The organism is Pyxidicoccus trucidator, from assembly GCF_010894435.1.
Lineage (GTDB): Bacteria > Myxococcota > Myxococcia > Myxococcales > Myxococcaceae > Myxococcus > Myxococcus trucidator.
The window spans coordinates 77,783-100,882 of the sequence record NZ_JAAIXZ010000027.1 but is presented as its reverse complement, the minus strand read 5'-3'; the positions used below and the strand labels follow the sequence as shown (position 1 = coordinate 100,882).

19 protein-coding genes are annotated in these 23,100 nt (G+C 69.8%); 8 read left to right on the top strand and 11 right to left on the bottom strand.

Features of this window, described 5'->3' with window-relative positions; genetic code table 11:
- Window positions 1-60 precede the first annotated feature (60 nt).
- The 7 genes from pgm to G4D85_RS44395 form a co-directional block, all read right to left on the bottom strand.
- On the bottom strand, window positions 61-1,698 hold the full coding sequence (gene pgm, locus G4D85_RS44425; RefSeq protein ID WP_164020429.1) for a phosphoglucomutase (alpha-D-glucose-1,6-bisphosphate-dependent): 1,638 nt from the start codon (window positions 1,696-1,698) through the stop codon (window positions 61-63).
- A 167-nt stretch (window positions 1,699-1,865) separates the two neighbouring features.
- Window positions 1,866-3,437, bottom strand: coding sequence for an AmpG family muropeptide MFS transporter (locus tag G4D85_RS44420; RefSeq protein ID WP_205525982.1), 1,572 nt, complete (start codon window positions 3,435-3,437; stop codon window positions 1,866-1,868).
- 175 nt (window positions 3,438-3,612) lie between these two features.
- Entirely contained in the window at window positions 3,613-4,572 is a 960-nt protein-coding gene (locus G4D85_RS44415) for a hypothetical protein (protein ID WP_240359876.1), read from the bottom strand.
- Window positions 4,573-4,583: 11 nt separating this feature from the next.
- Window positions 4,584-6,179: a caspase family protein gene (locus G4D85_RS44410; RefSeq protein WP_164020423.1), complete on the bottom strand. Its 1,596-nt coding sequence runs from the start codon at window positions 6,177-6,179 to the stop codon at window positions 4,584-4,586.
- A complete protein-coding gene (locus G4D85_RS44405; RefSeq protein ID WP_164020421.1) occupies window positions 6,176-6,952 on the bottom strand; it encodes an ACP synthase in 777 nt (258 codons plus the stop codon). The genes G4D85_RS44410 and G4D85_RS44405 overlap by 4 nt, the downstream gene beginning before the upstream one ends.
- Window positions 6,949-7,491, bottom strand: coding sequence for an RNA polymerase sigma factor (locus G4D85_RS44400; RefSeq protein ID WP_240359875.1), 543 nt, complete (start codon window positions 7,489-7,491; stop codon window positions 6,949-6,951). The genes G4D85_RS44405 and G4D85_RS44400 overlap by 4 nt, the downstream gene beginning before the upstream one ends.
- A gap of 24 nt (window positions 7,492-7,515) precedes the next feature.
- On the bottom strand, window positions 7,516-8,496 hold the full coding sequence (locus G4D85_RS44395; RefSeq protein ID WP_164020419.1) for a hypothetical protein: 981 nt from the start codon (window positions 8,494-8,496) through the stop codon (window positions 7,516-7,518).
- A gap of 207 nt (window positions 8,497-8,703) precedes the next feature.
- Here G4D85_RS44395 and G4D85_RS44390 point away from each other — a divergent pair, with 207 nt between their 5' ends.
- The 8 genes from G4D85_RS44390 to G4D85_RS44355 all read left to right on the top strand — a co-directional run bounded on the left by G4D85_RS44390 (window position 8,704) and on the right by G4D85_RS44355 (window position 18,325).
- A complete protein-coding gene (locus G4D85_RS44390) occupies window positions 8,704-9,561 on the top strand; it encodes a nucleotidyltransferase (RefSeq protein ID WP_420821751.1) in 858 nt (285 codons plus the stop codon).
- The gene (locus G4D85_RS44385) at window positions 9,545-10,249 is read left to right on the top strand and encodes a metallophosphoesterase family protein (RefSeq protein WP_164020417.1); all 705 of its coding nucleotides are present in this window, start codon (window positions 9,545-9,547) and stop codon (window positions 10,247-10,249) included. The genes G4D85_RS44390 and G4D85_RS44385 overlap by 17 nt, the downstream gene beginning before the upstream one ends.
- 46 nt (window positions 10,250-10,295) lie before the next feature.
- Window positions 10,296-11,171 carry an ABC transporter ATP-binding protein gene (locus G4D85_RS44380; RefSeq protein WP_164020414.1) on the top strand — a complete coding sequence of 292 codons (876 nt, stop codon included), beginning with the start codon at window positions 10,296-10,298 and terminating at the stop codon, window positions 11,169-11,171.
- Between the two features lie 9 nt (window positions 11,172-11,180).
- Window positions 11,181-14,786, top strand: coding sequence for an ABC transporter permease/M1 family aminopeptidase (locus G4D85_RS44375; protein ID WP_164020412.1), 3,606 nt, complete (start codon window positions 11,181-11,183; stop codon window positions 14,784-14,786).
- A gap of 36 nt (window positions 14,787-14,822) precedes the next feature.
- Entirely contained in the window at window positions 14,823-15,863 is a 1,041-nt protein-coding gene (locus G4D85_RS44370; protein WP_240359874.1) for an esterase/lipase family protein, read from the top strand.
- On the top strand, window positions 15,860-16,180 hold the full coding sequence (locus G4D85_RS44365) for a hypothetical protein (RefSeq protein WP_164020410.1): 321 nt from the start codon (window positions 15,860-15,862) through the stop codon (window positions 16,178-16,180). The genes G4D85_RS44370 and G4D85_RS44365 overlap by 4 nt, the downstream gene beginning before the upstream one ends.
- Before the next feature lie 116 nt (window positions 16,181-16,296).
- The gene (locus G4D85_RS44360) at window positions 16,297-17,769 is read left to right on the top strand and encodes a DUF2252 domain-containing protein (protein ID WP_205525981.1); all 1,473 of its coding nucleotides are present in this window, start codon (window positions 16,297-16,299) and stop codon (window positions 17,767-17,769) included.
- Window positions 17,770-17,932: 163 nt separating this feature from the next.
- Window positions 17,933-18,325 carry an SET domain-containing protein gene (locus G4D85_RS44355; RefSeq protein ID WP_164020408.1) on the top strand — a complete coding sequence of 131 codons (393 nt, stop codon included), beginning with the start codon at window positions 17,933-17,935 and terminating at the stop codon, window positions 18,323-18,325.
- A gap of 18 nt (window positions 18,326-18,343) precedes the next feature.
- Here G4D85_RS44355 and G4D85_RS44350 read toward each other — a convergent pair whose 3' ends face one another.
- From G4D85_RS44350 to G4D85_RS44335, 4 genes are read right to left on the bottom strand one after another with little or no spacing between them, the layout of a single operon-like run.
- A complete protein-coding gene (locus tag G4D85_RS44350) occupies window positions 18,344-19,864 on the bottom strand; it encodes a DUF4340 domain-containing protein (protein ID WP_164020406.1) in 1,521 nt (506 codons plus the stop codon).
- Window positions 19,861-21,432 (bottom strand): GldG family protein, encoded by a 1,572-nt coding sequence (locus tag G4D85_RS44345; RefSeq protein ID WP_164020404.1) that lies wholly within the window; start codon window positions 21,430-21,432, stop codon window positions 19,861-19,863. The genes G4D85_RS44350 and G4D85_RS44345 overlap by 4 nt, the downstream gene beginning before the upstream one ends.
- An 8-nt stretch (window positions 21,433-21,440) precedes the next feature.
- Window positions 21,441-22,244 carry an ABC transporter permease gene (locus tag G4D85_RS44340; protein ID WP_164020402.1) on the bottom strand — a complete coding sequence of 268 codons (804 nt, stop codon included), beginning with the start codon at window positions 22,242-22,244 and terminating at the stop codon, window positions 21,441-21,443.
- A 20-nt stretch (window positions 22,245-22,264) separates the two neighbouring features.
- The gene (locus G4D85_RS44335) at window positions 22,265-22,987 is read right to left on the bottom strand and encodes an ABC transporter ATP-binding protein (protein WP_164020520.1); all 723 of its coding nucleotides are present in this window, start codon (window positions 22,985-22,987) and stop codon (window positions 22,265-22,267) included.
- Between the last annotated feature and the right edge of the window lie 113 nt (window positions 22,988-23,100).

The following is a 23,100-nucleotide window of genomic DNA, read 5'->3' as shown; positions in this document are numbered from 1 at the left end:
GGAGCGGCTCCTCCGGCCCATGCAAGCGCGCGGAGGAGTCCGGGTCCAGCCTTGAATCCGCTACTTCGACGCGAAGGCCGCGTCGACGATGCCCTTGGCCTCCTGGACGATGGCCTGAAGGTGCGGCTCGCCGAGGAAGCTCTCCGCGTAGATTTTGTAGACGTCCTCGGTGCCGGAGGGGCGGGCGGCGAACCAGCCGTTCTCGGACACCACCTTCAGCCCGCCGATGTCCGCGTTGTTGCCGGGGGCGCGGGTGAGGCGCTGGAGGATGGGCTCGCCCGCGAGCATGGTGGCCTTCACCGAGTCCGGCGACAGCTTCTTGAGCGCGGCCTTCTGCGCGGGCGTTGCCGCCTGGTCGATGCGCGTGTAGTGCGGCGCGCCGAACCTCGCGGCCTTCTCCTTGTAGTGCTCGCCCGGGTCCTTGCCGGTGACGGCGAGGATTTCCACCGCGAGCAGGTCCATGATGATGCCGTCCTTGTCCGTGGTCCACACGGTGCCGTCGCGGCGGAGGAAGGACGCGCCGGCGCTCTCCTCGCCACCGAAGCCGAGCGAGCCGTCCGCCAGCCCATCCACGAACCACTTGAAGCCCACCGGCACCTCGACGACGCGGAGGCCCAGCTCCTTCGCCACGCGGTCGATGAGGCTGCTGCTCACCAGCGTCTTGCCCACCGCGGTGCCAGGCTTCCAGCCGGGCCGGTAGTGGAAGAGGTAGCCGATGGCCACCGCGAGGTAGTGGTTCGGGTTCATCAGCCCGATGCTGCGGGTGACGATGCCGTGCCGGTCCGAGTCCGCGTCGTTGCCGAAGGCGATGTCGTACTGGTCCTTCAGCCGCACCAGGTTGGCCATGGCGTACGGCGACGAGCAGTCCATGCGGATCTTCCCGTCATGGTCCAACGTCATGAAGCGGAACGTCGGGTCCAGCGTGGGGTTGACCACGTGCAGGTTCAGCCCGTACCGCGTGGCGATGGGCTCCCAGTAGGCCAGGTTGGAGCCGCCGAGCGGGTCCGCGCCAATCTTCAGCTTCGCGCCGCGCAGGGCCTCCATGTCCACGACGTTGCCCAGGTCCTCCACGTACGGGGTGATGAAGTCGTACGGCTTCACCGTGGGGGCGGTGCGCGCCCGCTCGTAGGGGACGCGCTGTACGCCCGCGTTGCCGCTGGCCAGCAAGTCGTTGGCGCGGCGCTCGACGCCGCCGGTGACATTCGTGTCCGCGGGGCCGCCGTTGGGCGGGTTGTACTTGATGCCGCCGTCCTCGGGCGGGTTGTGGGACGGGGTGATGACGATGCCGTCCGCGAGCCCGGAGGTGCGCCCCTGGTTGTAGGTGAGGATGGCGTGCGAGATGACGGGCGTGGGCGTGGCGATGTCGCTGAAGCGCACCTGCACGCCGTTGGCCGCGAGCACCTCCATCGCCGTCTGCTGGGCCGGGTCGGAGAGCGCGTGCGTGTCCTTGCCCAGGAACAGCGGGCCGTCGATGCCCTGCTGCTTGCGGTACTCGCAGACGGCCTGCGTCACCGCGACGATGTGGGCCTCGTTGAAGCTGCGGCGCGCGGAGGAGCCGCGGTGGCCGGACGTGCCGAAGGCGACGCGCTGCTCCGGTACATTCACATCCGGACGCTCGGCGTAGTACTGGGCGCGCAGCTTCTCGGGATTGATGAGGAGTTCTTCCGGTGGGGGCTTGCCAGCGAGAGGGTGGGCCATAGCGCCGCCCACCATAGGCACGCCGCGCGGCGGATGGATCCACCATGTGACGTGCCTGTACTCCGGTACACCGTGGCGGAGGCCTTCCGCGCTGCGTCAGGCAATACCCACGCCGCCGGGGAGGGCGGCTGTGGACTCGCGAGCAGCCGCCCGCGCCCCGGATGCCTTCAGCGGGCCTCGGCCGCGCCCGGGGTGGACGTGGGCGGGGCCTCCTCCTCGGGGATGTAGAAGGCGCCGGAGCGCGCGGCGAGCGCGGCGGCGGTGAGCAGCCCCACCACCAGCCCGAAGATGAAGATGCCGGCGAGCGTCACCCAGTCGGTGACGGACGCGGGCTGGAACATCGTGGACAGGGCCGCGCCGAAGTCGAACCCCGCCTCGGGTTTCGTGCGCACGGCCTGCATCGCGCCGAGCAGCGCCGTCGTCAGGCCTCCCAACAGGATGCCCGCCACGCCCGAGAGCACGGCGGCCGTCGTCAGGGCCCCCCGGCTCATCGCCCGGGTGGCCGGACGGACCTGGGCCTCGACGTCGAAGTTGGGCTCCTTCACGCCGATGGGCACGAAGCGCGCGAGCAGCAGCAGGCCTGGGACTCCCGCCACCATGGTGAACCAGAAGAACTGCTCCCAGCCCATGGCATGGACGGCGAAGCCGCTGATGGGGCCGGCCACCACGCGGGGGATGGAGAAGAGGCTGGAGAGGAGCGCGAACTGGGTGGCGGAGAAGCGCTTCTGGGTGAGCCGCAAGAGCAGCACGGAGAATGCGCCGGTGCCCAGGCCCTGCGTCACCTGCTCGAAGCCGATGGCCGAGTACATCAGCAGCTGATTCGGCGCCCCGGCGCGCGCCACGAGGACGTAGCCCACGTTGGAGACAATCTGCACCACGCCGAATACCCACAGCGCCCGGCCCAGCCCCAGCACCGTGGTCCACGCGCCGCCCACCAGCGTGCCGGCAATGGTGCCGAACAGGCCGATGGTGCCCAGCGCCACGCCGCGGTCGGTGGCGCTGTAGCCCATGTCCACCAGGAAGGGGCGCAGCAGCGAGCCGCCCAGGTTGTCCGCCAGCTTGTACGCGAAGACGAACGCCAGGATTTCCAGCGCGCGGTGCCTCTGGAGGAAGCCCACGAAGGGGTACCAGACGGCGTCCTTGAGCGAGCGCGGGGGCGGCACACGCTCCTCGGGCTCCGGCGCAAAGCGGGTGACGAGGAGCAGCGGGATGTAGAGCACCGCCAGTCCCACGACGACCAGGCTCCACGAAATCCGTCCCGCGAGCGTAATGGCCGCCGAGCCGGCGATGAACATGGCCGCGCGGTACAACGCCACGCGCGCACCCACCGCGACGCCCTGCTCCTCCTTGCGCAGCACCTCCACCGAGTACGCGTCGATGGCGATGTCCTGCGTGGCCGCGGAGAAGGCCACCGCCATGGCCAGCGCGCCCACCACCCACGCGGCCTCCGGGTGGCCGCCCACGCCCGCCACCGCCAGCGTGGTGATGAAGAGGGCCACCTGTGCCAGCGCCATCCACCCCCGCCGCCGGCCCCAGAAGGGCGGCACGTAGCGGTCCATCAGCGGGGACCAGAGGAACTTGAAGGACCAGGGGGCCTGGGCCAGCGTGACGAGGCCCACCACGCGGATGTCCACGCCGGCGCTGCGCAGCCAGTCGGGAATCGCAATCCAGACGAGGCCCAGCGGCAGGCCCGACGAGAACGAGAGCAGCGTCACCGAGGCCGTTCGCCAGGAGGCCATGGCCAGCGCCAGGCTCTTCAGTGTCCCCGGACGCTTTGCGCGCTCCCCGGACTTCTGCCCATCACTCATGGCGCGCACTATACCAGTGACGTTTCACGCCAAAGGTTTCACATTCGCCCTCGCCTGACAGGCTGCCAGCCCGTTGACAGGCCGTGGCCGCCAGCCTGCTTCCCGGCTACTCGTCCAGCGCGGAGAAGTCCGGGCAGGTGGCGCGGACGCCCTCCGTCGGGTTGAAGAAGTCCCAGCTGCGCGAGAGGAAGGTGACGCGGCCCAGGGCGTTCCAGCACTCGGTGTACTTCGCGCCCTTGATGTCCCCGTCCAGCACCTCCAGCACCCCCATGCCCCGGCCGTCCGGGGCCCAGCGGGTGGTGAGCTCCACGTCCTCCAGGCGGCCGCCGACGACCAGGTCCGTGTCGGGCAACTGGAAGCGCATCTCCCCCAGGTTGCCCTCCGCCTCGCGGTACCTGTAGCGGACGGGCGCCGTCAGGCCTCCCCGGGGGGTGAAGACCATCTCCACCCGGGTGGGCAGGGTCTTCGTCTGGTAGTCGATGTCCAGCCGGTCCAGCACCGACAGGCCACTGGAGGGGAAGTCCTCCTGCACCGCCCGCTTCACGTCCAGGTGGAGGGCGCCCACGCCCTTGCGGATGCCCGAGTCCGCCTGGAAGGTGCCCGACAGGAAGGCCCACCACGCCTGGTCGTCCTCGCCCGTGCGGCGGTACTCCAGCTGGTAGTCGAAGCGCAGCTCCTGGCGCTCCATGACGAAGCGCACGTCGAAGCCCGGGTTGTCCTTGTCCTTGAACGGCCCCCACACCCGCCGGTCCGGCTCACGCGTCGTGGGCGACACGGAGCGGATGTTCTCCAGCAGCGTCAGCAGCCCGTCCACCGCCGTGTTGAAGTTGAGCCCCGTCTCCTCGGTGTCGGTGACAAGCTCGGACACCTCGCCCAGGTTCACCACGAGCCCGGCCTTGCGCGCCGTCAGCCCACCGCCCGAGCGCCCCTCGCTGCTGGTGGGCAGCTTCGCGGCCAGGTCCTCGCGGCGCGGCAGCGCGTTGAGGAACTCCAGGTCGTCGTTGGAGAAGTCGCCGCCGCACGCGGCCGCCGCCAGGCACAGACAGGCCATCGCCAGATGTCGCATCGCGTGCTTCCTCATGGCTGGTAGGTGAGGAGCGCGCCCAGCTCCCAGTAGCCCAGCGAGCGCTGCTCATCGACGGTGTATTGGAGGTAGTGGAGCCGGGCCTGCCCGGTGAGGTGCACGCGCGACAGCGGCTTCCAGCGCAGCCCCGTCACCAGGCCCGGGGAGAACATGGAGAACTTCTGGTCCGGGAACGCGTCGTCGTCGAAGTCGCGCCGGAGGATGAGGTACGCCATCCGCCCGCCCACGAAGGGAGTGATGCGGCCCTTCGGCCACTCGGCGGTGAGCGTGGTGCCCAGGCTCGTCACCGAGTAGCGGTAGGCCGGCCCGGCCAGCGTGGGCAGCGCCAGCACCGCCTGCTTCCCGCCCACCGCCACGTCCACGCCCCACACCCAGTCCCGGCGGAAGTAGTCGTGAAGCTGCGCCTCCGCGCCCAGCAGGCCCACGGAGAGGAACAGCGTGTCGCGCGTGGGCGCGTCGAGGAAGGACTGCACGCCGCCCGACAGCCCCACCGTCCACCACGCGCCGCCGTCCCGCGCCTCGCCCTTCACCGGGTCGTCGGAGAAGGGGGCGTCGCGCAGCCGCGCTTCCTCCAGCACCGTCGCGCGCCCGCGGGGCACTTCCACCTCGCCGATGCGCAGCCGGTCCTGAAGGCGGCGCTTCACCCGGTACGTCCCCGGCGCCAGCGCCACGCGGCGCTCCACGTCCACCGTCTTGTCCAGCTCCGCCACCACCATGCCGCCCGGGTCCACGAAGTAGTACAGGCCCGCGGGGGCCGCGCCCGGCACCAGCAGCCCCTCGCCGCTGGCCCGCAGGTCCGTCAGCACCAGGTCCCCGTTGCCCGCGAGGTCGTAGCTGAAGGTGGGGTGCTGCGGGCCCGCGCTGCTGGCCGCCGTGTCCGCCACCGTGCGCGCGTACGCATGCGAGTACGCCTCGAACAGCGTCACCCGGCCGTCGCCGCTGCGGTCCGCGTCGCCCAGCAGGCCGCTGGCCAGGTGGTGCGAGAAGTAGCTGCCGCCCAGCGCGTCCGACTCCTGCGAGTCCTCGTCCGCCGCGCTCGAGGTGAGGATGACCAGGCCGCGCGCGTCCCGTGCAGCCCCGGACTCGATTTCGAAGGCCGGGGCCCGCCGCGCGCCCTTCGTCCGGGTCAGCGTGCCGGAGCGGCACGAGTCCAGGATGGCGATGCGCATGTCCGCGGGCGCCTCCGACAGCCGGCGCTTCAGGTCCTCGAAGCCCAGCCGCGAGTCGCCCAGCCGCAGCGAGCCGTCCTTCGCGTGGCCGGAGTAGTAGACGATGAGCGCGGTGCGCTCGCCCCGGGCGCGGGCCTCGCGAGTGCGGGCCTCCAGCTCCGCCAGCGCCTTGAGGAAGTCCTTCGAGTCCTCGTTGAGCAGCAGCTTCGCGTCACCCGGGGCCACGCCGCCCAGCCGCTGGAGCAGCGAGTGGAATTTCCGCGCGTCGTCCTGGGCGAAGCGCAGGGGGCGCGTGTCGCCGCCGCCCTCGTCGTTGCCGGCCACCAGCGCGAAGCGGCGCAGCACGTCGGCGTGCGCGGCTGTCGCCACCAGGGCGAGCGCCACGGCCAGGGCCCGGAGGGTGGAGGGGAGGGCGCTCATGGCTTCAGCAGCACCCAGTGCGTCTGCTCACCCGGCACGTCGAGCGGCGCCATGTGCTCCACGTCGCCGTTCGCCGCCTGGAAGGCGCGCTTCGCCGCGTCCACCAGCGTGTCCACGGGCAGGGGCGCGTCCAGCAGCACCAGCACCACACGCTCGGCGCCGGAGCCCGTCAGCTCCCAGCTGTCCGGCAGCCAGTGCATGTCCGTCCCGGACTCCACCGCGGGGCTGGTGCCCGACTCCGGGTGCAGCGGCGTCACCTCGCCGATGGCGTCCACCGACACCGCCGCCACGTACCGGTGCCCATCCGCCTGGTAGCCCAACATCACCCGCTCGCCCGGCTCCAGCGCCTCGGGCGCGTCGGGGCGGGCCTCGCGCTGCGGGCCCAGGCCACCGCCGATGCGCAGCTCCGCCACCGCGCCGCCCTTGATTCGATTGGTGCCCGTCTCCCGGCCCACGTCACCCAGCAGGGGCCGGACCAGGAGCACCACCAGCACCGAGGCGGCCATCGCCACCGTCGTCGCCACCCAGCGGCGAGGGGGCGCGCGGAAGGACTCGCTCCGCCGCTGCCGCTGCACCGCGCGCTCCACGCCTGCCTCGAAGCGCTCGAAGGGCACCGCCGTCTCGAAGCGGGCCTGCTCCTGCTGAAGCTCGCGGAGGGCCGGGCCACACACCGTGCAGGAGGTCGCATGGGCCTGGACCCGGGCGGCCTCGGCGGCGGCCAGCTCTCCGGCGCTCAGGCGGCGCAATGTCCACTCCGACTCGTGCGCGCTCATGGAACCCTCAGCTCCTCTCCGCCCAGTTCGGCGAAGCGCTCCAGCCTCTTGCGGATGGTGGGGACCGAGCGCCCCAGCATCGCCGCCACCTCTTCCAGTGTCATCCCGTCCACGTGGTAGTGGACCACCGCCGCCTGCGTCTCCACATCCACCTTCGACAGCAGCCGGCGCACCAGGTCGCGCGTCTCCATCTCGCCCTGGCCTCCATGCCCTTCCGAGCGCGCCGCCTCGTCCCGCTCGAACCACCGCCGCCAGCCCGCCTGTTCGGAGCGGAGCTGGTTGAGGCAGTGATTCGTTGCAATCTTCATCAGCCACGTCAGCGGCGAGGCCTCCGCACGGAAGTCCTCGCCATGGGTGAGGGCGCGGGCGAACACGTCGTGCATCGCGTCCTCTGCCTTCGTCGCGTCCTTCAGCAGGTAGCGGCAGCGTCCCATCACACTGCCGCCGTACTTCGTGTACAGCTCGCGCATGAGGGCCCGCCGGTCCGGGTGGGCTCCACCTGGAATCACCTTGAGGACCGGCTGGCTCGTTCCTGTCACGCGCCGCAGACTACCGCGAGCCGCTCACAGCGTGGAGTAGACCGCGGTGCTGAAGCTGCCGCAGGCGCTCACCGTCCCGTACCCGACAGCGGGGTTGAAGCTGACCGCGAAGTAGCCGCTGAGGAAGTTGCTGTCCCAGCACTCGCTCACGGTCGCCTCACCGAACAGGTCCCCGCCCGACAGCTTGATGTCCGAGCGGCCAGCCCCCGTGGCCTCCCAGCGGCTCTTGATGGCCAGGTTTTCAATCTTCGCGCGGACGGGGTCCGTGTCGATGTCCTTCTTGATGACGAAGTCCAGCTCGCCCCCGGCGCCCGGGGCCTGCTTGAAGCGGTAGTTCGCGTCGATGCGCGTGCCCGGCGCGTCCTCGTCGCGAATCTGACGGAACTCCGCGTCCACCGAGGCCACCGCCTTCGCGTCCGTGCGCGAGTAGCGAATCTCCGCGGTGCCCATCTCCTCCTGGTTGGAGTCAGGCAGGGTGCGGATCTTCTCCCAGTCGATGAGGAACTCGCCGGCGCCGAAGCCCTTCACGCGCTCGCCGTCGTCATCCACCGCCACCGTGTGCGTGCCGGACAGAATCGCCACGAAGGCCGCGTCGTCCGCCGTCTTCGCCTTGCCCTCCAACACCCAGGAGTAGCTGTCGTCGTCCGAGCGCGTGACGGTCAGCTTCCACGTGGTGGGGCTGAGCGCGTCCGTGTGCGGCCCCCACACGGCCACGTCTCCCTCGATGGTGGTGGGCGTGTGCTTGACGATTTCCTCGATGAGGTTGAGCACCCAGGCGGTGCCGCCGTTGACCGTCGCCGCCGCGCCCACGGTGAGCGCGAGGTACTCCGCCGTCTGGCCCTGGCCGTAGAACGCCGTCAGCCCCTGGCCGTTCTTCTTCGGCGTCTTCATCTCCACCATCTCCTTGGAGGGAAGGCCGTCACGGAACGAGTCCTCGTCGTTCTTCGTGGAGTCACAGCCAACGAACACGAGGGCGGCGGCACACAGCAGGCTCTTGCGCAGCATGGTCCAGCTTCCTTTCCGCGCGCCCCGGGGGGCCGTGCGGCAGTGGGTTCGCCCCTATGGACACAGCCCCGCCCGAAAACAGAAAAGGCGCCTGCTGGAAGGTAGAAAGCATTGGAAATTCAACAGCTTGGCGGTCGGCTGTCCGCTCCCCAGGCATTTTCACCCGGCCTTCGCACGGCGGAATTCCGGCGTCCCTACCTTTCGCGCATGGAAAAGAGACACCCCAACCATCCCGGGGACATGGGCACGGATGCGTCGCTGGCCGAGCGAGCCCGGGCTCCGGACGAGATCAACGCCCGCGCCAGGGCGATTGGGCTGCTCGCGGACGCGGGGGTGCCTTTCGTGGTGGGTGGGGCGTACGCGTACGCCACCTATACCGGCATCTACCGGGACACGAAGGACCTGGACCTCTTCCCGCGCAAGCGCGACGCGCTCCGAGCGCTCGAGGTGCTGGAGAAGGACGGCTGGCGCACCGAGCGCGCGGACGAGGTGTGGCTCTACAAGGCCTTCAAGGGCGAGTACTTCGTCGACTTCATCTTCTCGTCCGGCAACGGCGTGGCGGTGGTGGACGACGAGTGGTTCACCCATGCGAAGACGGCCACCATCTTCGGGCACGAGTGTCTGGTGGCTCCCGCCGAGGAGATGATCTGGTCCAAGGCCTTCGTGAATGAGCGCGAGCGGTATGACGGCTCGGACGTGAATCACCTGTTCCTCAAGGCGGGGCAAGCCATGGACTGGGAGCGGCTGATGCGCCGCTTCGACCGGTACTGGGAGGTGCTGCTCAGCCACGTGATGATGTTCCGGTTCTCCTACCCGTCCGAGAGGGACCTGATTCCGGACTGGGTGATGGCGGAGCTGATGAGCCGCACGCTGCACACCATCCGTGACGGGCACTGGGAGGACAAGCTGTGCCGCGGGAATCTCATCTCGCGGGTGAACTATCACGTGGACATCCACCACTGGGGTTTCCGCGACGGGCGGGCCTGGGACGAGAACGAACGACAGCAGGGAGACGAGCGTGGCGCGCGATCCGAGTTCGAAAATTCGGTTGGCGGCAGTCGGTGACCTTCACTGCCGCGAGGACCAGCACGGACGCTTCAGACAGCTCGTCAAACAGGTGAACGCCACGGCGGACCTGCTCGTGCTGTGCGGGGACCTCACCGATAGGGGAATGATTGAAGAGGGCAAGGTGCTGGCGGAGGAGCTGTCCGCCCTGCGCGTACCGTGTGCCGCGGTGCTGGGCAACCACGACTACGAGCACAACCAGTCCAAGGAGATCTGCAGCGAGCTGTCCAAGGCCGGCGTGCACCTGCTCGACGGGGACCACTTCATCTTCGAGAAGGTGCTGGGCGTGGCGGGGGTGAAGGGCTTCGGCGGGGGCTTTGGCAATGCCACGCTGCAGGCGTTCGGCGAGGGCCAGACGAAGGCCTTCGTGCAGGAGGCCGTCACCGAGTCCCTCAAGCTGGAGGCCGCGCTGAGCCACCTCGACACGGAGAAGAAGGTGGTCATCATGCACTACTCCCCGGTGCCGGAGACGCTGGACGGGGAGAACATCGAGATTCGCCCGTTCCTCGGGACGAGCCGGCTGTCGATGCCGATTGACCACTACGGCGCGGAGGCCGTCTTCCACGGGCACGCGCACCATGGCGCGCGCAACGGGAAGACCAAGAGCGGCATCCCCGTCTACAACGTGGCCATGCCACTGCTGGCGAAGCACACCCCGGACCAGCGGTACGTGCTGCTGGAGGTGTGAGCGGGGGATGCAATGGGGGGCGGGGTGGCCCGTACACGCGGGACCCATGCTGCACATCCGCGCCGTGTCGAAGACCTATCCGAATGGGGTGCGTGCGCTCCAGGGCATCGACCTGACGATTGAGCGGGGCCTGTTCGGGCTGCTCGGTCCCAACGGCGCCGGGAAGTCCACGCTCATGCGCATCCTGGCCACGCTCCAGGAGCCGGACGCGGGGGCGCTCACCTTCGACGGGGCCAACGTGCTCGCGGACCCGCGGGCGCACCGTCAGCGCCTGGGCTATCTGCCGCAGGACTTCGGCGTGTACCCCGGCGTGTCCGCCAGCGAGTTGCTGGACCACCTGGGCGTGCTGAAGGGGCTGACGGACCGGCGGCGGCGCCGGGAGCAGGTGGACGCGCTGCTGCACCAGACGAACCTCTACGCGCACCGGAAGAAGGCGGTCAGCGGCTTCTCGGGAGGCATGCGGCAGCGCTTCGGCATTGCCCAGGCCCTGCTGGGCGACCCGCGGATGCTCATCGTCGACGAGCCCACGGCGGGGTTGGATCCGGAGGAGCGCAACCGGTTCCACAACCTCCTCGGCGAGGTGGGGGAGAACGTCGTCGTCCTCCTGTCGACGCACATCGTCGAGGACGTGCGCCAGCTCTGCCCGAGGATGGCCATCCTGTCCGAGGGCCGGGTGCTGCGGGAGGGCGCTCCCGAGACGCTCGTCGCGGAGCTGGCCGGACGCGTGTGGCGCAAGACGGTGGAGAAGCAGGAGGTCGCCGGGCACCGCGCCTCCCTCTCCGTGCTGTCCACGCAGCTGTCCGGGGGGAAGACGGTGCTGCGCGTGCTGTCGGACGGCCCACCGGGCGCGGGCTTCGAGCCGGTGCCGCCGGACCTGGAAGACGTCTACTTCTCCGCCCTCGCCGGGCGGAGCGCGGCCTGAGGGGGCACCATGCTCGGCGAAGTGCTGCGCTTCGAGTGGCGCTACCAGACGCGCCAGGTCGCCTTCTACGTCGCGGTGGCGGCCTTCCTGGGGCTGGCCTTCCTCTTCGTGGGGACGGGCTACGGCCCGGACAATGTTCACATCAACTCGCCGCACTCCGTCATGCAGTCGATGGGGTTGCTGTCGCTGTTCTCCATCTTCGCGCTCAGCCTCTTCTGTGCGAACGCGGCGCTGCGGGACAGCGAGCACAAGATGGAGGAGCTGGTCTACGCCACGTCCATCGGCAAGCCCATGTACCTGTTCGCGCGGTTCGCGGGGGCGCTGCTGGCGGCGCTCACGGTGTTCGCCGTCACCGCGCTGGGGCTGATGCTGGCGCCCCGGGTGATGGCCGTGGACCCGGAGCGGCTCGGGAGCACGGAGGTGCTCCGCTACGTGTGGGCGCTCGCGGTGATGGTGCTGCCCAACCTGCTCTTCGCGGCGTCGCTGCTGTTCGCCATCTCGGTGCTGACGCGCAGCGCGCTGGCCAGCTACATCGGGGCCGTCTTCCTGTACGCGCTGTACTTCGTGGGGTCCATGCTGGGGGACTCGCCGCTGATGGCGGGGGCCGCGCCACAGACTTCCGAGGCGATGACGCGCGCCTCGCTGCTGGACCCGTTCGGCCTGTCCGCCTTCTTCGCGCAGACGCGGTACTGGACCGAGCATGAGCGGAACACGCGCCTGCTCGCACTGGAAGGGCCGTTCCTGCTGAACCGCCTCCTGTGGCTGGGCGTCTCGGCTGGCGTGCTGGGGCTCGTCTATCGGTGCTTCGCCTTCCGCGTGGCGGCCGGGACGAAGACGGGTAGGGGAGAGACCTCCACGGCGGCGCCAGTCTCAGCCGCGTACCGCCCGGTGGCGAGCGCGAGCGGTGCTGCCTCGCTATCGTGGGCCGCGCTGAAGTCCGCCGTGGGGCTGGAGTCGCGCTACGTCCTGAAGAGTGGCGCCTTCCTGTCGCTGCTGGCGCTGTGGGTCGTCGTGGTGGGCATGGACGTCGCCGCCGGAGCCACCCGCACGGAGTACGGCACGCAGTTGCTGCCCACGACGGGGCTGCTGCTCCCGGGCCTCCAGCAGGCGCTGTCCCTCATCGGCACGCTCACCGTCGTCTACTTTGGCGCCGAGCTGGTCTGGCGGGAGCGCGTCGTCGGCATGAGCGCGCTCCTCGACGCTACGCCGGTGTCCAGCGCGGTGTTCTACCTGTCGAAGCTCTTGGTGCTGGCCGTGCTGACGTGCGTGCTGGCCGCCACGGCGGTGGGCATCGCGGTGCTGTTCCAGCTCTCGCGCGGCTACCACCACCTGGAGCCGGGGCTGTACCTGTCGCTTCTGTACTTCACGGGGTTGCCGCTGCTGCTGTTCGCGGTGGCGGCGCTGTTGCTCCAGACGCTGAGTCCCAACCGGTACGTGGGGATGTTCCTGGCCCTGCTCCTCGCGCTGGTCGTCCGGCAGGGCGAGCTGGTGGGGCTGGAGCATGGCCTCGTGCGGTTCGCGAGCGTTCCGGCCCCGCGGCACTCGGACCTGGATGGCTTCGGGGCCGCCGTCGGGCCCTTCTCCGCGCTCATGGTGTACTGGAGCGCCCTGGCGGGCCTGCTGGGGCTCATCACGTGCGGCCTGTGGCGGCGCGGCGTCAGTCCTCCTCTGCGTGCGCGCCTCGCGGCACTGCCCCGGATGTGGGGACGGAGCGGCCGGGTGGGAGCGGTGGCCTGCCTGGGCGTCTTCGGAGTGACGGGAGCCGTCATCTTCCACGGCACCAACGTGCTGAACATCTACGAGACGCGCTCGGGGCTCGCCGACTGGAAGGCGGACTACGAGAAGGCGTACCAGCGCTACGAGACGCTGGCGCAGCCGAGCGTCGTGGCGGTGAAGTCCACCGTCGACCTCTTCCCCTCGGAGCGGCGTTACCAGGTGGCCGGCACGTACCAACTGGAGAACCGCACCTCGGAGGCCATCGAGACGGTCTGGCTCTCCGTGCGTCGCGACGTGAGCCTGGCCGCGCTGATGCTTGTGGGCGCGCGGCTGCACTCGCACGACGCGCGCTTCGGGATGTACGCGTTCAAGCTGGAGCGCCCCCTGCCGCCCGGCGCACGGGTCGAGCTGACCTTCGCCATCGATGTGGCGCGACGGGGCATCCAGGTCTCGGAGCTCGATTCCTCCATCGTCGAGAACGGCTCGTTCATCACCAACCTGGAGGCGTTCCCTTCCATCGGCTACCGGAAGGGGTACGAGCTCAAGGACGCGCGCGAGCGACGCAAGCGGGGCCTCCCCGAGACGCCGGCAATCGAGGCGGCGGCCGAGGGGGACCTGGGGCTCGCGGAGGGCAGCAGCGCGCGGGCGTGGACCACCCTGGAGACGACGCTGTCGACCTCGGAGGACCAGCTCGCGGTGGCGCCCGGTGTCCTGCGGAAGGAGTGGCGGGATGGCGGCCGACGCTACTTCCACTATGTGATGGACCGCCCCATGCTCAACTACTTCGCCTTCGTGTCCGCCCGCTACGCGGTGGAGAAGGTGCGGCACCGGGGCATCGACGTGGAGCTGTATTACCACCCCGCGCACGCGCACAACGTGGCCCGGATGATGACCGCGGCGACGCGATCGCTGGACATCTTCGGCGAGCAGTTCGGCCCCTATCCCCACGAGCAGCTGCGCATCGTGGAGGTGCCCTCCTCCTGGAGTTTCGGCGCGCTCGCGCTGTCGAACACCATCTACTACCCGGAGCACCGGGGCTTCCTGTCGGATGCGAGCCATGACGGCGTGGACCTCATCACCCGGCGCATCGCGCATGAGGTGGCCCACCAGTGGTGGGGACACCAGGTGGACCCTGCGAACGGTCCGGGGGCCGCGACGATTACCGAGGCGCTGGCGAAGTACTCCGAGCAGCTGGTGGTGAGGGCCACCCATGGGGAGCCGCACCTGCGCGACGTGCTGGCCTTCGACCTGGACCGCTACCTGCGGGGACGGGCCGCCGAGGCCGCCGAGGAGCCGCCGCTCACCGAGGTGAAGGACCACCCGTACCTCTACTACGGCAAGGGCGCGGTGGTGATGAACGCCCTGAGAGACCTCCTGGGCGAGACGGCGATGAACCGGGCACTGCGACGGCTCGTGCGGGAGCGGGCCTGGCCGAACGCGCAGCCGACGACGAGAGACCTGCTGGCCGCGCTGCACGCCGAGGCCCCCGAGGCCCACCACCTGCTCATCGACCAGTGGCTGAAGGAGGTCGTGCTGTACGACCTGAAGGTGGAGTCCGCGACGTACGAGTCCCTGGCGGACGGGCGCTACCGCGTCACCGCCCGGATTGCCGCGGCGAAGACAGCCCGACGTGGCGGCGAGCATGTCCCGCTGGAGCTGGATGAGGAGCTGGACATCGGCGTGTTCTCCCAGCACCCGGAGGCCCTGTCCGGGGAGGACTCCCCGCTGTACGCGGCGAAGCATCGCTTCATGGGCGCGTCGACCGAGGTGTCCGTCATCGTGAACGCGCGGCCCGTCTACGTCGGCGTGGACCCGTTCCTCCGCCGCGTCGAGCTGGAGCGGACGGACAACGCCGTGAAGCCCGTCGCTGCCACCCAGCGGGGCGGCCCTGGCGATTGATGCCGCACTGTGTCAATGTTGGGCCACGAGGCCCCTGTGACTCCTATCGAAGCGATGGATGTGCCGGCCTCCGCGCCGGAAGCCCCCGTGGTTCCTCCAGCGCGTGCGAGCGGTGGCGGGGTGGAGTTCGCCATCGGCGTCCTCAATGGCGTGGTGGGGGACTACCTCCACCGGCAGGACAACGGGCTGGCCACGCCGATGGAGTTCTTCCATGACGGGCGCCCGCTCCGGCTCGACCGCGAGTCGCTCCAGCGGGCGTATCCCCACTCGCGTGGCCGTCTGGCGCTCTGGGTCCACGGGCTGGCGGTGACGGAGGCCGTCTGGTCCTTCCCCTCCGAGCCGGCGGTGACCTACGGCTCGTTGCTGGAGCAAGACGCGGGCTTCACTCCGCTCTACCTTCGCTACAACACGGGCCTGCACATCTCCGACAACGGCGAGTCCCTGGCGCGGCTGCTGGAGGAGCTCGTCGCCGCGTTCCCGGTGCCCGTCGAGGAGCTCGTCCTGGTGGGCTACAGCATGGGCGGGCTCGTTGTGCGCAGCGCGTGTCACGTGGCCGCCGAGGCGGGCCACACGTGGCTGTCCCACGTCCGCCGTGCCGTCTACATCGGCGTGCCGCACCTGGGCAGCCCGCTGGAGCGCGTGGGCCGCGCCGTCTCGTGGGTGCTGCGCAAGGTGCCCAATGCGTACACGCAGCTCATCGCGGACGTGGCGGACCTGCGCAGCAGCGGCGTGAAGGACCTGGGTGTCGCCCGCCTGCTGCGACGGGACTGGGAGGACGGGGACCCGGACGTGCCGCTCCAGAGTCGAGCGCATCCCGTGCCGTTGCTTCCTCGCATCTCGCACCACCTGGTCGTGGGCGCGCTGGCCGCGCAGGAGCGCCACCTGCTGTCCATGCTGTTCGGAGACGGAGTGGTCCCCCTGACGAGCGCCGCGGGCAGGGCCGGAGGCGCGGTCCACGACCTCCTCGTCCCGCCGGAGAACGTGCGGGTAGTCACCGGCATCCACCACGTCGCGCTGGCGCACGACGCACAGGTCTACGCCCGGCTCCGGGCCTGGTTCGAGGAGGCGTCCCCATGAAGCGCTGGCGCGGGCTGAAGGCCCTGGTGCAGGACGTGGTGGACAAGGGCGCGACGGCCGTCGAGGGCGTGCACAAGCGCACCGCCGCGGTGCCCTTCCGGCTGCTGCGGAAGATACGTCCGCTGGAGGCCCCCGTCCGCCGCGTGCACGAGCTGCACGACCTGGCCGTGTCGACTTCGTACGCGATGGTCCGTCTGGTGAACCGCGTGGCGGGGAAGACGGTGGACGTCACGCTCGACGTGCTGGAGAAGCGCTCGGGCAAGGCACGCATCCGGGACGTGAAGCCCCCGGCCTCGCTGCCACCTCCCGCGCCCTGAGCCACGGGGAGCACGCGGCGACGGGACGCAGGGCAGGCAGGCGGGCAGCGCTCCCCAGGTCGGGTGCTTCCGGTCCCCACGGTCCAGCCCCAGCTTCCCAGGGAGGAGCGACCGCCATGGACCCGGAGCACCCATCCGAAGAGCTGGGGGCCGCGAAGGTTCCCCTGGTCTCCGCCGAGCGGCAGCAGCAGGTCCGCCGCGCGCCCCGGGGTCGGAAGCCCTCGCTGCTCTCCCGGGGGGACTTCCGGAGCGTCGACGAGCGCATGGCGGCGGGTCGGGCCCTGCGCAAGCGCTGTCCGCGAAGCGCCCATGCGAAGTGGAAGCCCTTTCGCGGGCGCGCCCCCCTGGAGCAGCTCCGCCGCTCGGACGCGACTCGGCTGCCGTGGCTGGTGCCCGTGCGCCACGAGCGCATGGCCGAGTCGAGCTTCGCCTTCCTGCGGGGCACTCCGTTCGTCATGGCCCGGGACCTGTCCCACACGCCGGTGAGCGGCCTGCGCAGCCAGTTGTGTGGTGACGCGCACCTGGCCAACTTCGGACTCTTCGGCACTCCGGAGCGCCGCCTCATCTTCGACCTCAACGACTTCGACGAGACGCTGCCCGGCCCCTTCGAGTGGGACGTGAAGCGGCTGGCCGCGAGCTGCGTGGTGGCGGCGCGGCAGAACGGGCTCGGCTACGGGAGGAAGGCCGCCCGTCATGCGGTGAAGGCCTACCGGCTGATGATGCGGGAGCTGGCCCCGCAGGGTCTGCTGGAGGTGTGGTCGAGAGGCGTGGACGCGAAGCAGCTCATGCGCGACTGTCATGGCGCGAGCGGGCTGGCGGCGGAGGCGGTGGAGAAGGCCCGCCGCCACACCAGCGCGCACGCCGTGGAGAAGCTCACCGAGGAGCGAGAGGGCCGCCGGCACCTCGCGTATCAACCTCCGCTGCTCTTCCCGCTCGCCTCGGTGAAGATGGGCATCTCCGCGGCGGAGCTGCGCCGTCGGATGAAGCGGCTGGCCGTGGGGTACCTGACCTCGCTGGACGGCGCCATGCGGGACCTCTGCCTGCGGTACCAGCAGCAGGAGTGGGGCTTCAAGGTGGTGGGCGTGGGCAGCGTGGGGCTCCAGGCGTACGTGGTGCTGTGCCAGGGCAACGGTGGCGATGACCCGTTGGTCCTCCAGGTGAAGGAGGCGCAGGCGTCCGTGCTGGAGCCCTACCTGGGCCCGAGCGGCTTCCGAAGCGCCGGAGAGCGCGTGGTGGTGGGCCAGAAGCGGATGCAGGCCTTCTCGGACCTCTTCCTCGGGTGGACGGAGGTGGAGGGGATGGGGGCCTTCTACGTCAGGCAGTTGCGCGACATGAAGGGCGCGCTGGACGTGGAGAAGATGGAGCCGGCCATGTTCCTCGAATACGCGGAGTCCTGCGGCGCCACGCTCGCCCGGGCCCACGCGCGCACGGGAGATGCCGCCGCCATCGCCGGCTACCTGGGGAGCGGCCCGTGCTTCGAGCAGTCGGTTGCCGACTTCGCCTGTGCCTACGCGGACCAGGTGGACCAGGACTACGAGCGCTTCATCGATGCGCCGGTGCCCCAGGTGGACGTGGGCTTGCTGCACTGAGTGGACCTCGGTCGGAGACTCACGCGAGGTAGCCGGCTGCCCACCGGAGTGGGGGCTCCCGGGTGGGTCTTCTCCTGGCGCCCTGCATAGATACTTTTGTGCATGGAGGCGCGGACCGGACGGTGCCAGGGCATCGGGGCCCGGCGAGTCGAGGGCACTCACCATGCTGCGCGTGAAGGCGTACATCGCTCAGTCTGGCATCCACGGCATCGGTCTCTTCGCGGGCGAGCCCATCTCGAAGGGCTCGGTCGTCTGGGGGTTCGACCCGCCAGTGGACCAGCGCTTCACGCCCGGGGAATTGAAGGCGATGCCTCCGATGATGAAGGCCTTCCTGTCGCGCTATGCGTACAGCGACCGGGGCACGCTGGTGCTGTGCGGTGACCACGCGCGGTTCATGAACCACTCGCTCAGGCCGAACTGCGGCAACGACCCGACGCGGCAGTACACGCTCGCGCTCCGGGACATCGCCGAGGGCGAGGAGCTCACCGACGACTACGTCACCATGGAGGACAGCTGGGAGCCGTTCGCGGGCATCATCGAGCCCGAGCGGATGTGAGGCGCGGCTCCCCAGGACTCACGGCGTGGGCGTGGCCGTCGCGTCCGGCCCACCGTCGGTACCGGCGGGGGAGGGCGGGGGCTGTAGCAGGTCCTCCGGCTTCGTGGGCAGCTCCACCCACGTGGCGGACACCTCCAGCACGTCCGGCCCGGAGCCGCGCGCGTACACCGTGCCGGGCTTGTCCTTCACCTCGTTGCCCAGCCACAGCCGCGCCAGCTCCTTCCCGTCCGCCCCGTGCAGCACCGCGCCCTTCGACGCGTCGGTGAGGCCGTACTTCGCCCAATTCTTCGGCTTCGCCTCGCCAAAGCCCGACGCCTTGAAGGTGTCCAGCGAGCCCAGCACCGACACCACCCTGAAGTGCTGCGCCTTGCCGCGCTTCGGAGACTCCACCTCCCACACCCCGGCGCCGCCGTCCGTGCCGGACACGCTCACCACGGTGATGGGCTCCGCGCCGCCGCCCGGGTGGAACACCGCGCGCTTCACGTCCTCGCGACGGAAGTCCAGCACCCGCTTGTCCTTCAGCTCCGGCACGCCCACGTCCAGCAGCGTCAGCGCGTGCTCGGGAACCTCGCCCAGCAGCGCGTGCGCGCCCTGCTCGCGCAGCGCGTACACCCTCGTGGCACCGTCTTCGGACACCGCGGACAGGCGTACCCGCACCGGCTCGCCGGTCGTCGGCGTGAAGCGCGCGTCCACCACCGGCGCCTCCAGGCCCAGCTTCCTGCGAGCCTCCGCCGTGTCGGTCGGGAAGGACAGCGCCCGCTGCTCCTTCAGCCCCGACAGCAGGTCCGCCACCTTCACCTCGTCCGCGCGCACCGCCACCGGCTTCACCAGCCGCCACCCCGTCCCAGCCGTGTCGCGCGCCAGCAGGTACGCGTTCGCCCTGGCCTTCACCTCGATGCTCTGGAGCGAGGGCTCCTCCAGCGGCCCGAGGAACTCCTTCGAGCGCAGCGTGAAGGTGTCCTTGTCCAGCGACCAGCGCACCGCGCCCGGCGCGGCATACACCTTCGGGTCTCCCTCGCGCCGCACGTAGACGGAGCCGTCGAAGGTGTTCTCGATGCCACCGTACAGCGTCACCGTGCGCTCCCGCGACGGGTCGCTCACGTACGCCTTCGCCGTCACGGTGAAGACCGGCGTCTTCAGCCCGTACTTCTCCAGGTCCGCGTTGGTGGGCGCCTCCTCCACGGTGGCGGCGAACTTCGACGACGCCAGCGTGCTCGTGATGGCCTCCACCACGGACGCCTCCGCGCGGGCGGACACGGGGGCAGTGACCTTCCAGGTGCCGTCCTTCTCGCGCACCAGCTCCGTGGTGCCGCCGCTCGCCTTCACCGTGAGCTGCGTGAAGACGGGCGCCGGCGGAGCACCACCGTCCTCGCCCTTCTCGCCGGCCTCGTGGGCGGCGAAGAGCTGCTCCGTCACCTCCTTGTGCTCGGCCTTGCGCTCCTCGGGCTCCTTCACGCCGTACCACGCGTAGAGGCCCAGCCCCGCCGCCGCGGCGGTGAGGGCCAGCAACGTCACCAGGTTCTTCTGTGTCTGGTTCACTTGTTGCGCCTCGAGAGCCAGATGGCCAGCCCCATGCCCAGCAGGGACAGGGGCAGCAGGTCCGTGGACACGAAGCGGATGCCGTCCATCGACGCCTCGTCCAGCTCCAGCGTGGACACCTCGCGGTCCGGCGGGCGGATGGTGATCTTCTGTATCTGGTTGGACGCCCAGCCCAGCGAGTTCATCACCAGGTTGCGGTTGGGCTCGTGCCCCCAGTTCGGGTCCAGGAGGATTTCGGAGTCACCCACCACCACCAGCCGCGCCTGGTCGAAGCGCTTGTCCTGCGACTCCTTCGTGTCCCGCGTGACGGCCACCACCAGCGTGAGCTGGCCCGTCTTCTCGCCGTCCGACGGCATGGCGTTCTCGTCCGGCTTCGTCTCCACCCAGCCGTACTGCGAGGTGTGCACGACCGGCTCCACCTTCACGCCCGGCGCCAGGCCGCCACGGAGCACGGACAGGCTGCGCGCGGTGGGGAACTCGATGTTCAGCCCGCGCGCCCGCATCGGCTTGACGATGTCGTGCTCGCTGTAGAAGGGCGACAGCACCACGTACGGGTTGCCGCTGTTGAACTGCGTGTCCGCGGCGATGCCCTCATCCACCTGCACGCCATGCTCGGCCAGCAGCGCGTCCAGGCCGTCCTGCAGCCCCGCGTCCGCGAAGTAGAGCATCCGTCCACCCGTGGACAGGTACCGCTGAAGCGTCTCCACCTCCGGCTTCGCGAACGGCGCCCTCGCTCCGGCGATGATGACGAGCGAGGCGTCCTTCGGCACCTCCGTCTTCCCCGCGAGGTTCAGCGCCTCCGGGGTGTAGCCCTCCTGCCGGAGCTGGCGGATGAGCTCGGACAGGCTGGCGCCCGGGTCCGTGGGCGACGCCTGTTCCTTCTGGAGAGGCCACTCGCCATGGCCGGTGACGAAGTAGACCTTCTGCGAGCCCACCGCGCTGAGCTTCACCAGGGCGTTGGTCAGCTCCTGCTCGGACAGGGTGTTGAGCGTGGTGTGCGCCGCGGTGTCGCCCTCGCCACGCACCAGCACCACCGTCGTCTGGCCCTCCTTGAGCTGGTACTTCGCGGCCAGGTCCGGGCTGCGGCGCGGGTCCTTGAAGGAGTACTCGAACTTCTCCGGTGCCTCCGCGTGGTAGCGCTGGAACAGCTCCTCCAGCAGGCCGTAGTACGGGTGCGAGGGCGGGATGAAGCCGAAGGCACGCACCTTGTCCGGCAAGGCCCCCAGCGTGGCCGTGGTCTGCGGCGCCAGCGTGTAGATCTTCTCCTTCGTCAAATCCCAGCGCTGGTTCTTCTTGAAGGCGATGTAGTTCACCGCCACCAGCCCGGCGAGCACCACCGCCGCGGTGAGCACCGTGGTGGCGAAGAAGAAGCTCGACTTGCGCGAGGCGAACTGGCCGAACTGCTTGAAGTTGGTGGCGAAGTACGCCCCCAGCAGCAGCAGGCCGAGGCCCGCCTTCACGCCAGCGGCCATGAGGCTGCCCGACGTGACGAACAGGGTGAACGGGCTCGACAGCAGGAGCAGGAGCCCGAAGGCCCCGAGCCCCTTTCCAACGTTGGACGCGTTCATGGCGGTCCTCAAGACCAGCGCTGCGCTTCCACCGTGCGGTGGGTGAGCAGCAGTGAGAAGACGATGACCGAGGCGAAGAACACCAGCGACTGCACGTCCATCACCCCCTTGAGCATGTTCTGGAGCTGCGCGTCGAAGGAGAGGTACGCCAGCACCGAGCGCAGCGGCTCCTCCACGCCCTGAGACACGCCGGACAGCAGCATCCACGGCAGCAGCACGGAGAAGGTGAGGAAGGCCGCCAGCATCTGGCTCTCCGTCAGCGCGGAGATGAACAGCCCCACCGCCATGCAGGTGGCGCCCCACACCAGCAGCCCGCCATAGCCCAGCAGCACCGTGGACCACTCCAGCGCGATGCCGGACTCGGCCTTGCCGAACGCGGCCAGAATCAGCGGGAAGACGATGGTGAGCCCCAGGGTGGCGGAGATGATGCCCAGCCCACCCAGGTACTTGCCCAGCACGATTTCGATGGGGCGCACCGGCGCCGTCATCAGCAGCTCGAAGGTCTTGTTGCGCTTCTCCTCCGCGAACAGCCGCATGGAGAGGAAGGGCGCCACGAAGAGGGTGACGATGAGGACGGTGCCCCACAACTGCACCACCACCCCGTCCGTGAGGTTGCGGTACACGCTGAAGTCCGGGGGCATCTGCTCCCAGCCCATCACCCGCGCCATGTCCTGCACCTGCTTGAACTTCTGCAGCAGGTCCACGAAGAAGAACGACGACAGCGCCACCATCGCCGTGAAGACCGCGTAGGCCCACGGGGTGGTGAAGTAGATGGACAGCTCCTTGCGGGCAATCGCCAGGGCGGTGCGCATGGATGGATTCCTTGGGCCGCTCAGGCGGCGGTCAGCTTGATGAAGATCTCTTCCAGCGACACGCTCTCCGCCTGGCCGTGGAGGCTGGCCAGCTTGCGGATCTCGTCGTAGGCGACGATCTTCCCCTGGTTGATGATGAGCACCTTCTCGCACGTCATCGTGACTTCCGGGAGGATGTGCGTGGAGAGGATGACGGTGTGCTTGCCGGCCAGCCCCTTGATGAGGGCGCGGACCTCGGCGCGCTGCGTGGGGTCCAGCCCTTCGGTGGGCTCGTCGAGGATGAGCACCGGCGGCGAGCCGAGCAGCGCCTGCGCAATGCCGACGCGCTGCTTGTAGCCCTTGGAGAGGTTCTGGATGACGCGCTCCAGGACGTGCGTCACCCCGGTGAGGCCGGCCACCCGCTCCACCTCGGCCTTGAGGCCCCGTCCGGGCAGTCCCTTCAGGGACGCCACGAACTTGAGGTACCCGCGCACCGTCATCTCCGGGTAGAGCGGCGGCGTCTCCGGCAGGTAGCCGATGCGGCGCTTCACCTCCAGCGGCTGCTCGAAGACGTCGAAGCCCCCCACCCGGGCCGTGCCCGCCGACGGCGGCAGGAACCCGGTGAGGATCTTCATGGTGGTGGACTTGCCCGCGCCATTGGGGCCGAGGAAGCCGAGAATCTCACCCTCTTCGACACTGAAGGTGAGGTCCTCCACGGCCACCCGGTCGCGGTAGCGCTTGGTGAGGTGCTGCACCTCGATCATCGGCATGGGAAGGCTCCCGTGAAGAAGCGATCTACCAAGGGCCGTCGGCCGTTGAGCGGGATCGCCTGACGGCCTCGGAAAAAGGCGCGCGAATATAAAAGCTGACTTTCGCC

Bases quoted from the DNA above. Each gene is read 5' to 3' on its own strand.
- G4D85_RS44340 (WP_164020402.1), bottom strand. From the start codon at position 22,244: ATGCGCACCGCCCTGGCGATTGCCCGCAAGGAGCTGTCCATCTACTTC.
- G4D85_RS44380 (WP_164020414.1), top strand. From the start codon at position 10,296: ATGCTGCACATCCGCGCCGTGTCGAAGACCTATCCGAATGGGGTGCGT.
- G4D85_RS44345 (WP_164020404.1), bottom strand. From the start codon at position 21,432: ATGAACGCGTCCAACGTTGGAAAGGGGCTCGGGGCCTTCGGGCTCCTG.
- G4D85_RS44365 (WP_164020410.1), top strand. From the start codon at position 15,860: ATGAAGCGCTGGCGCGGGCTGAAGGCCCTGGTGCAGGACGTGGTGGAC.
- G4D85_RS44375 (WP_164020412.1), top strand. From the start codon at position 11,181: ATGCTCGGCGAAGTGCTGCGCTTCGAGTGGCGCTACCAGACGCGCCAG.
- pgm (WP_164020429.1), bottom strand. From the start codon at position 1,698: ATGGCCCACCCTCTCGCTGGCAAGCCCCCACCGGAAGAACTCCTCATC.
- G4D85_RS44335 (WP_164020520.1), bottom strand. From the start codon at position 22,987: ATGATCGAGGTGCAGCACCTCACCAAGCGCTACCGCGACCGGGTGGCC.
- G4D85_RS44415 (WP_240359876.1), bottom strand. From the start codon at position 4,572: ATGCGACATCTGGCGATGGCCTGTCTGTGCCTGGCGGCGGCCGCGTGC.
- G4D85_RS44360 (WP_205525981.1), top strand. From the start codon at position 16,297: ATGGACCCGGAGCACCCATCCGAAGAGCTGGGGGCCGCGAAGGTTCCC.
- G4D85_RS44410 (WP_164020423.1), bottom strand. From the start codon at position 6,179: ATGAGCGCCCTCCCCTCCACCCTCCGGGCCCTGGCCGTGGCGCTCGCC.
- G4D85_RS44355 (WP_164020408.1), top strand. From the start codon at position 17,933: ATGCTGCGCGTGAAGGCGTACATCGCTCAGTCTGGCATCCACGGCATC.
- G4D85_RS44420 (WP_205525982.1), bottom strand. From the start codon at position 3,437: ATGGCCTCCTGGCGAACGGCCTCGGTGACGCTGCTCTCGTTCTCGTCG.
- G4D85_RS44395 (WP_164020419.1), bottom strand. From the start codon at position 8,496: ATGCTGCGCAAGAGCCTGCTGTGTGCCGCCGCCCTCGTGTTCGTTGGC.
- G4D85_RS44405 (WP_164020421.1), bottom strand. From the start codon at position 6,952: ATGAGCGCGCACGAGTCGGAGTGGACATTGCGCCGCCTGAGCGCCGGA.
- G4D85_RS44390 (WP_420821751.1), top strand. From the start codon at position 8,704: ATGGAAAAGAGACACCCCAACCATCCCGGGGACATGGGCACGGATGCG.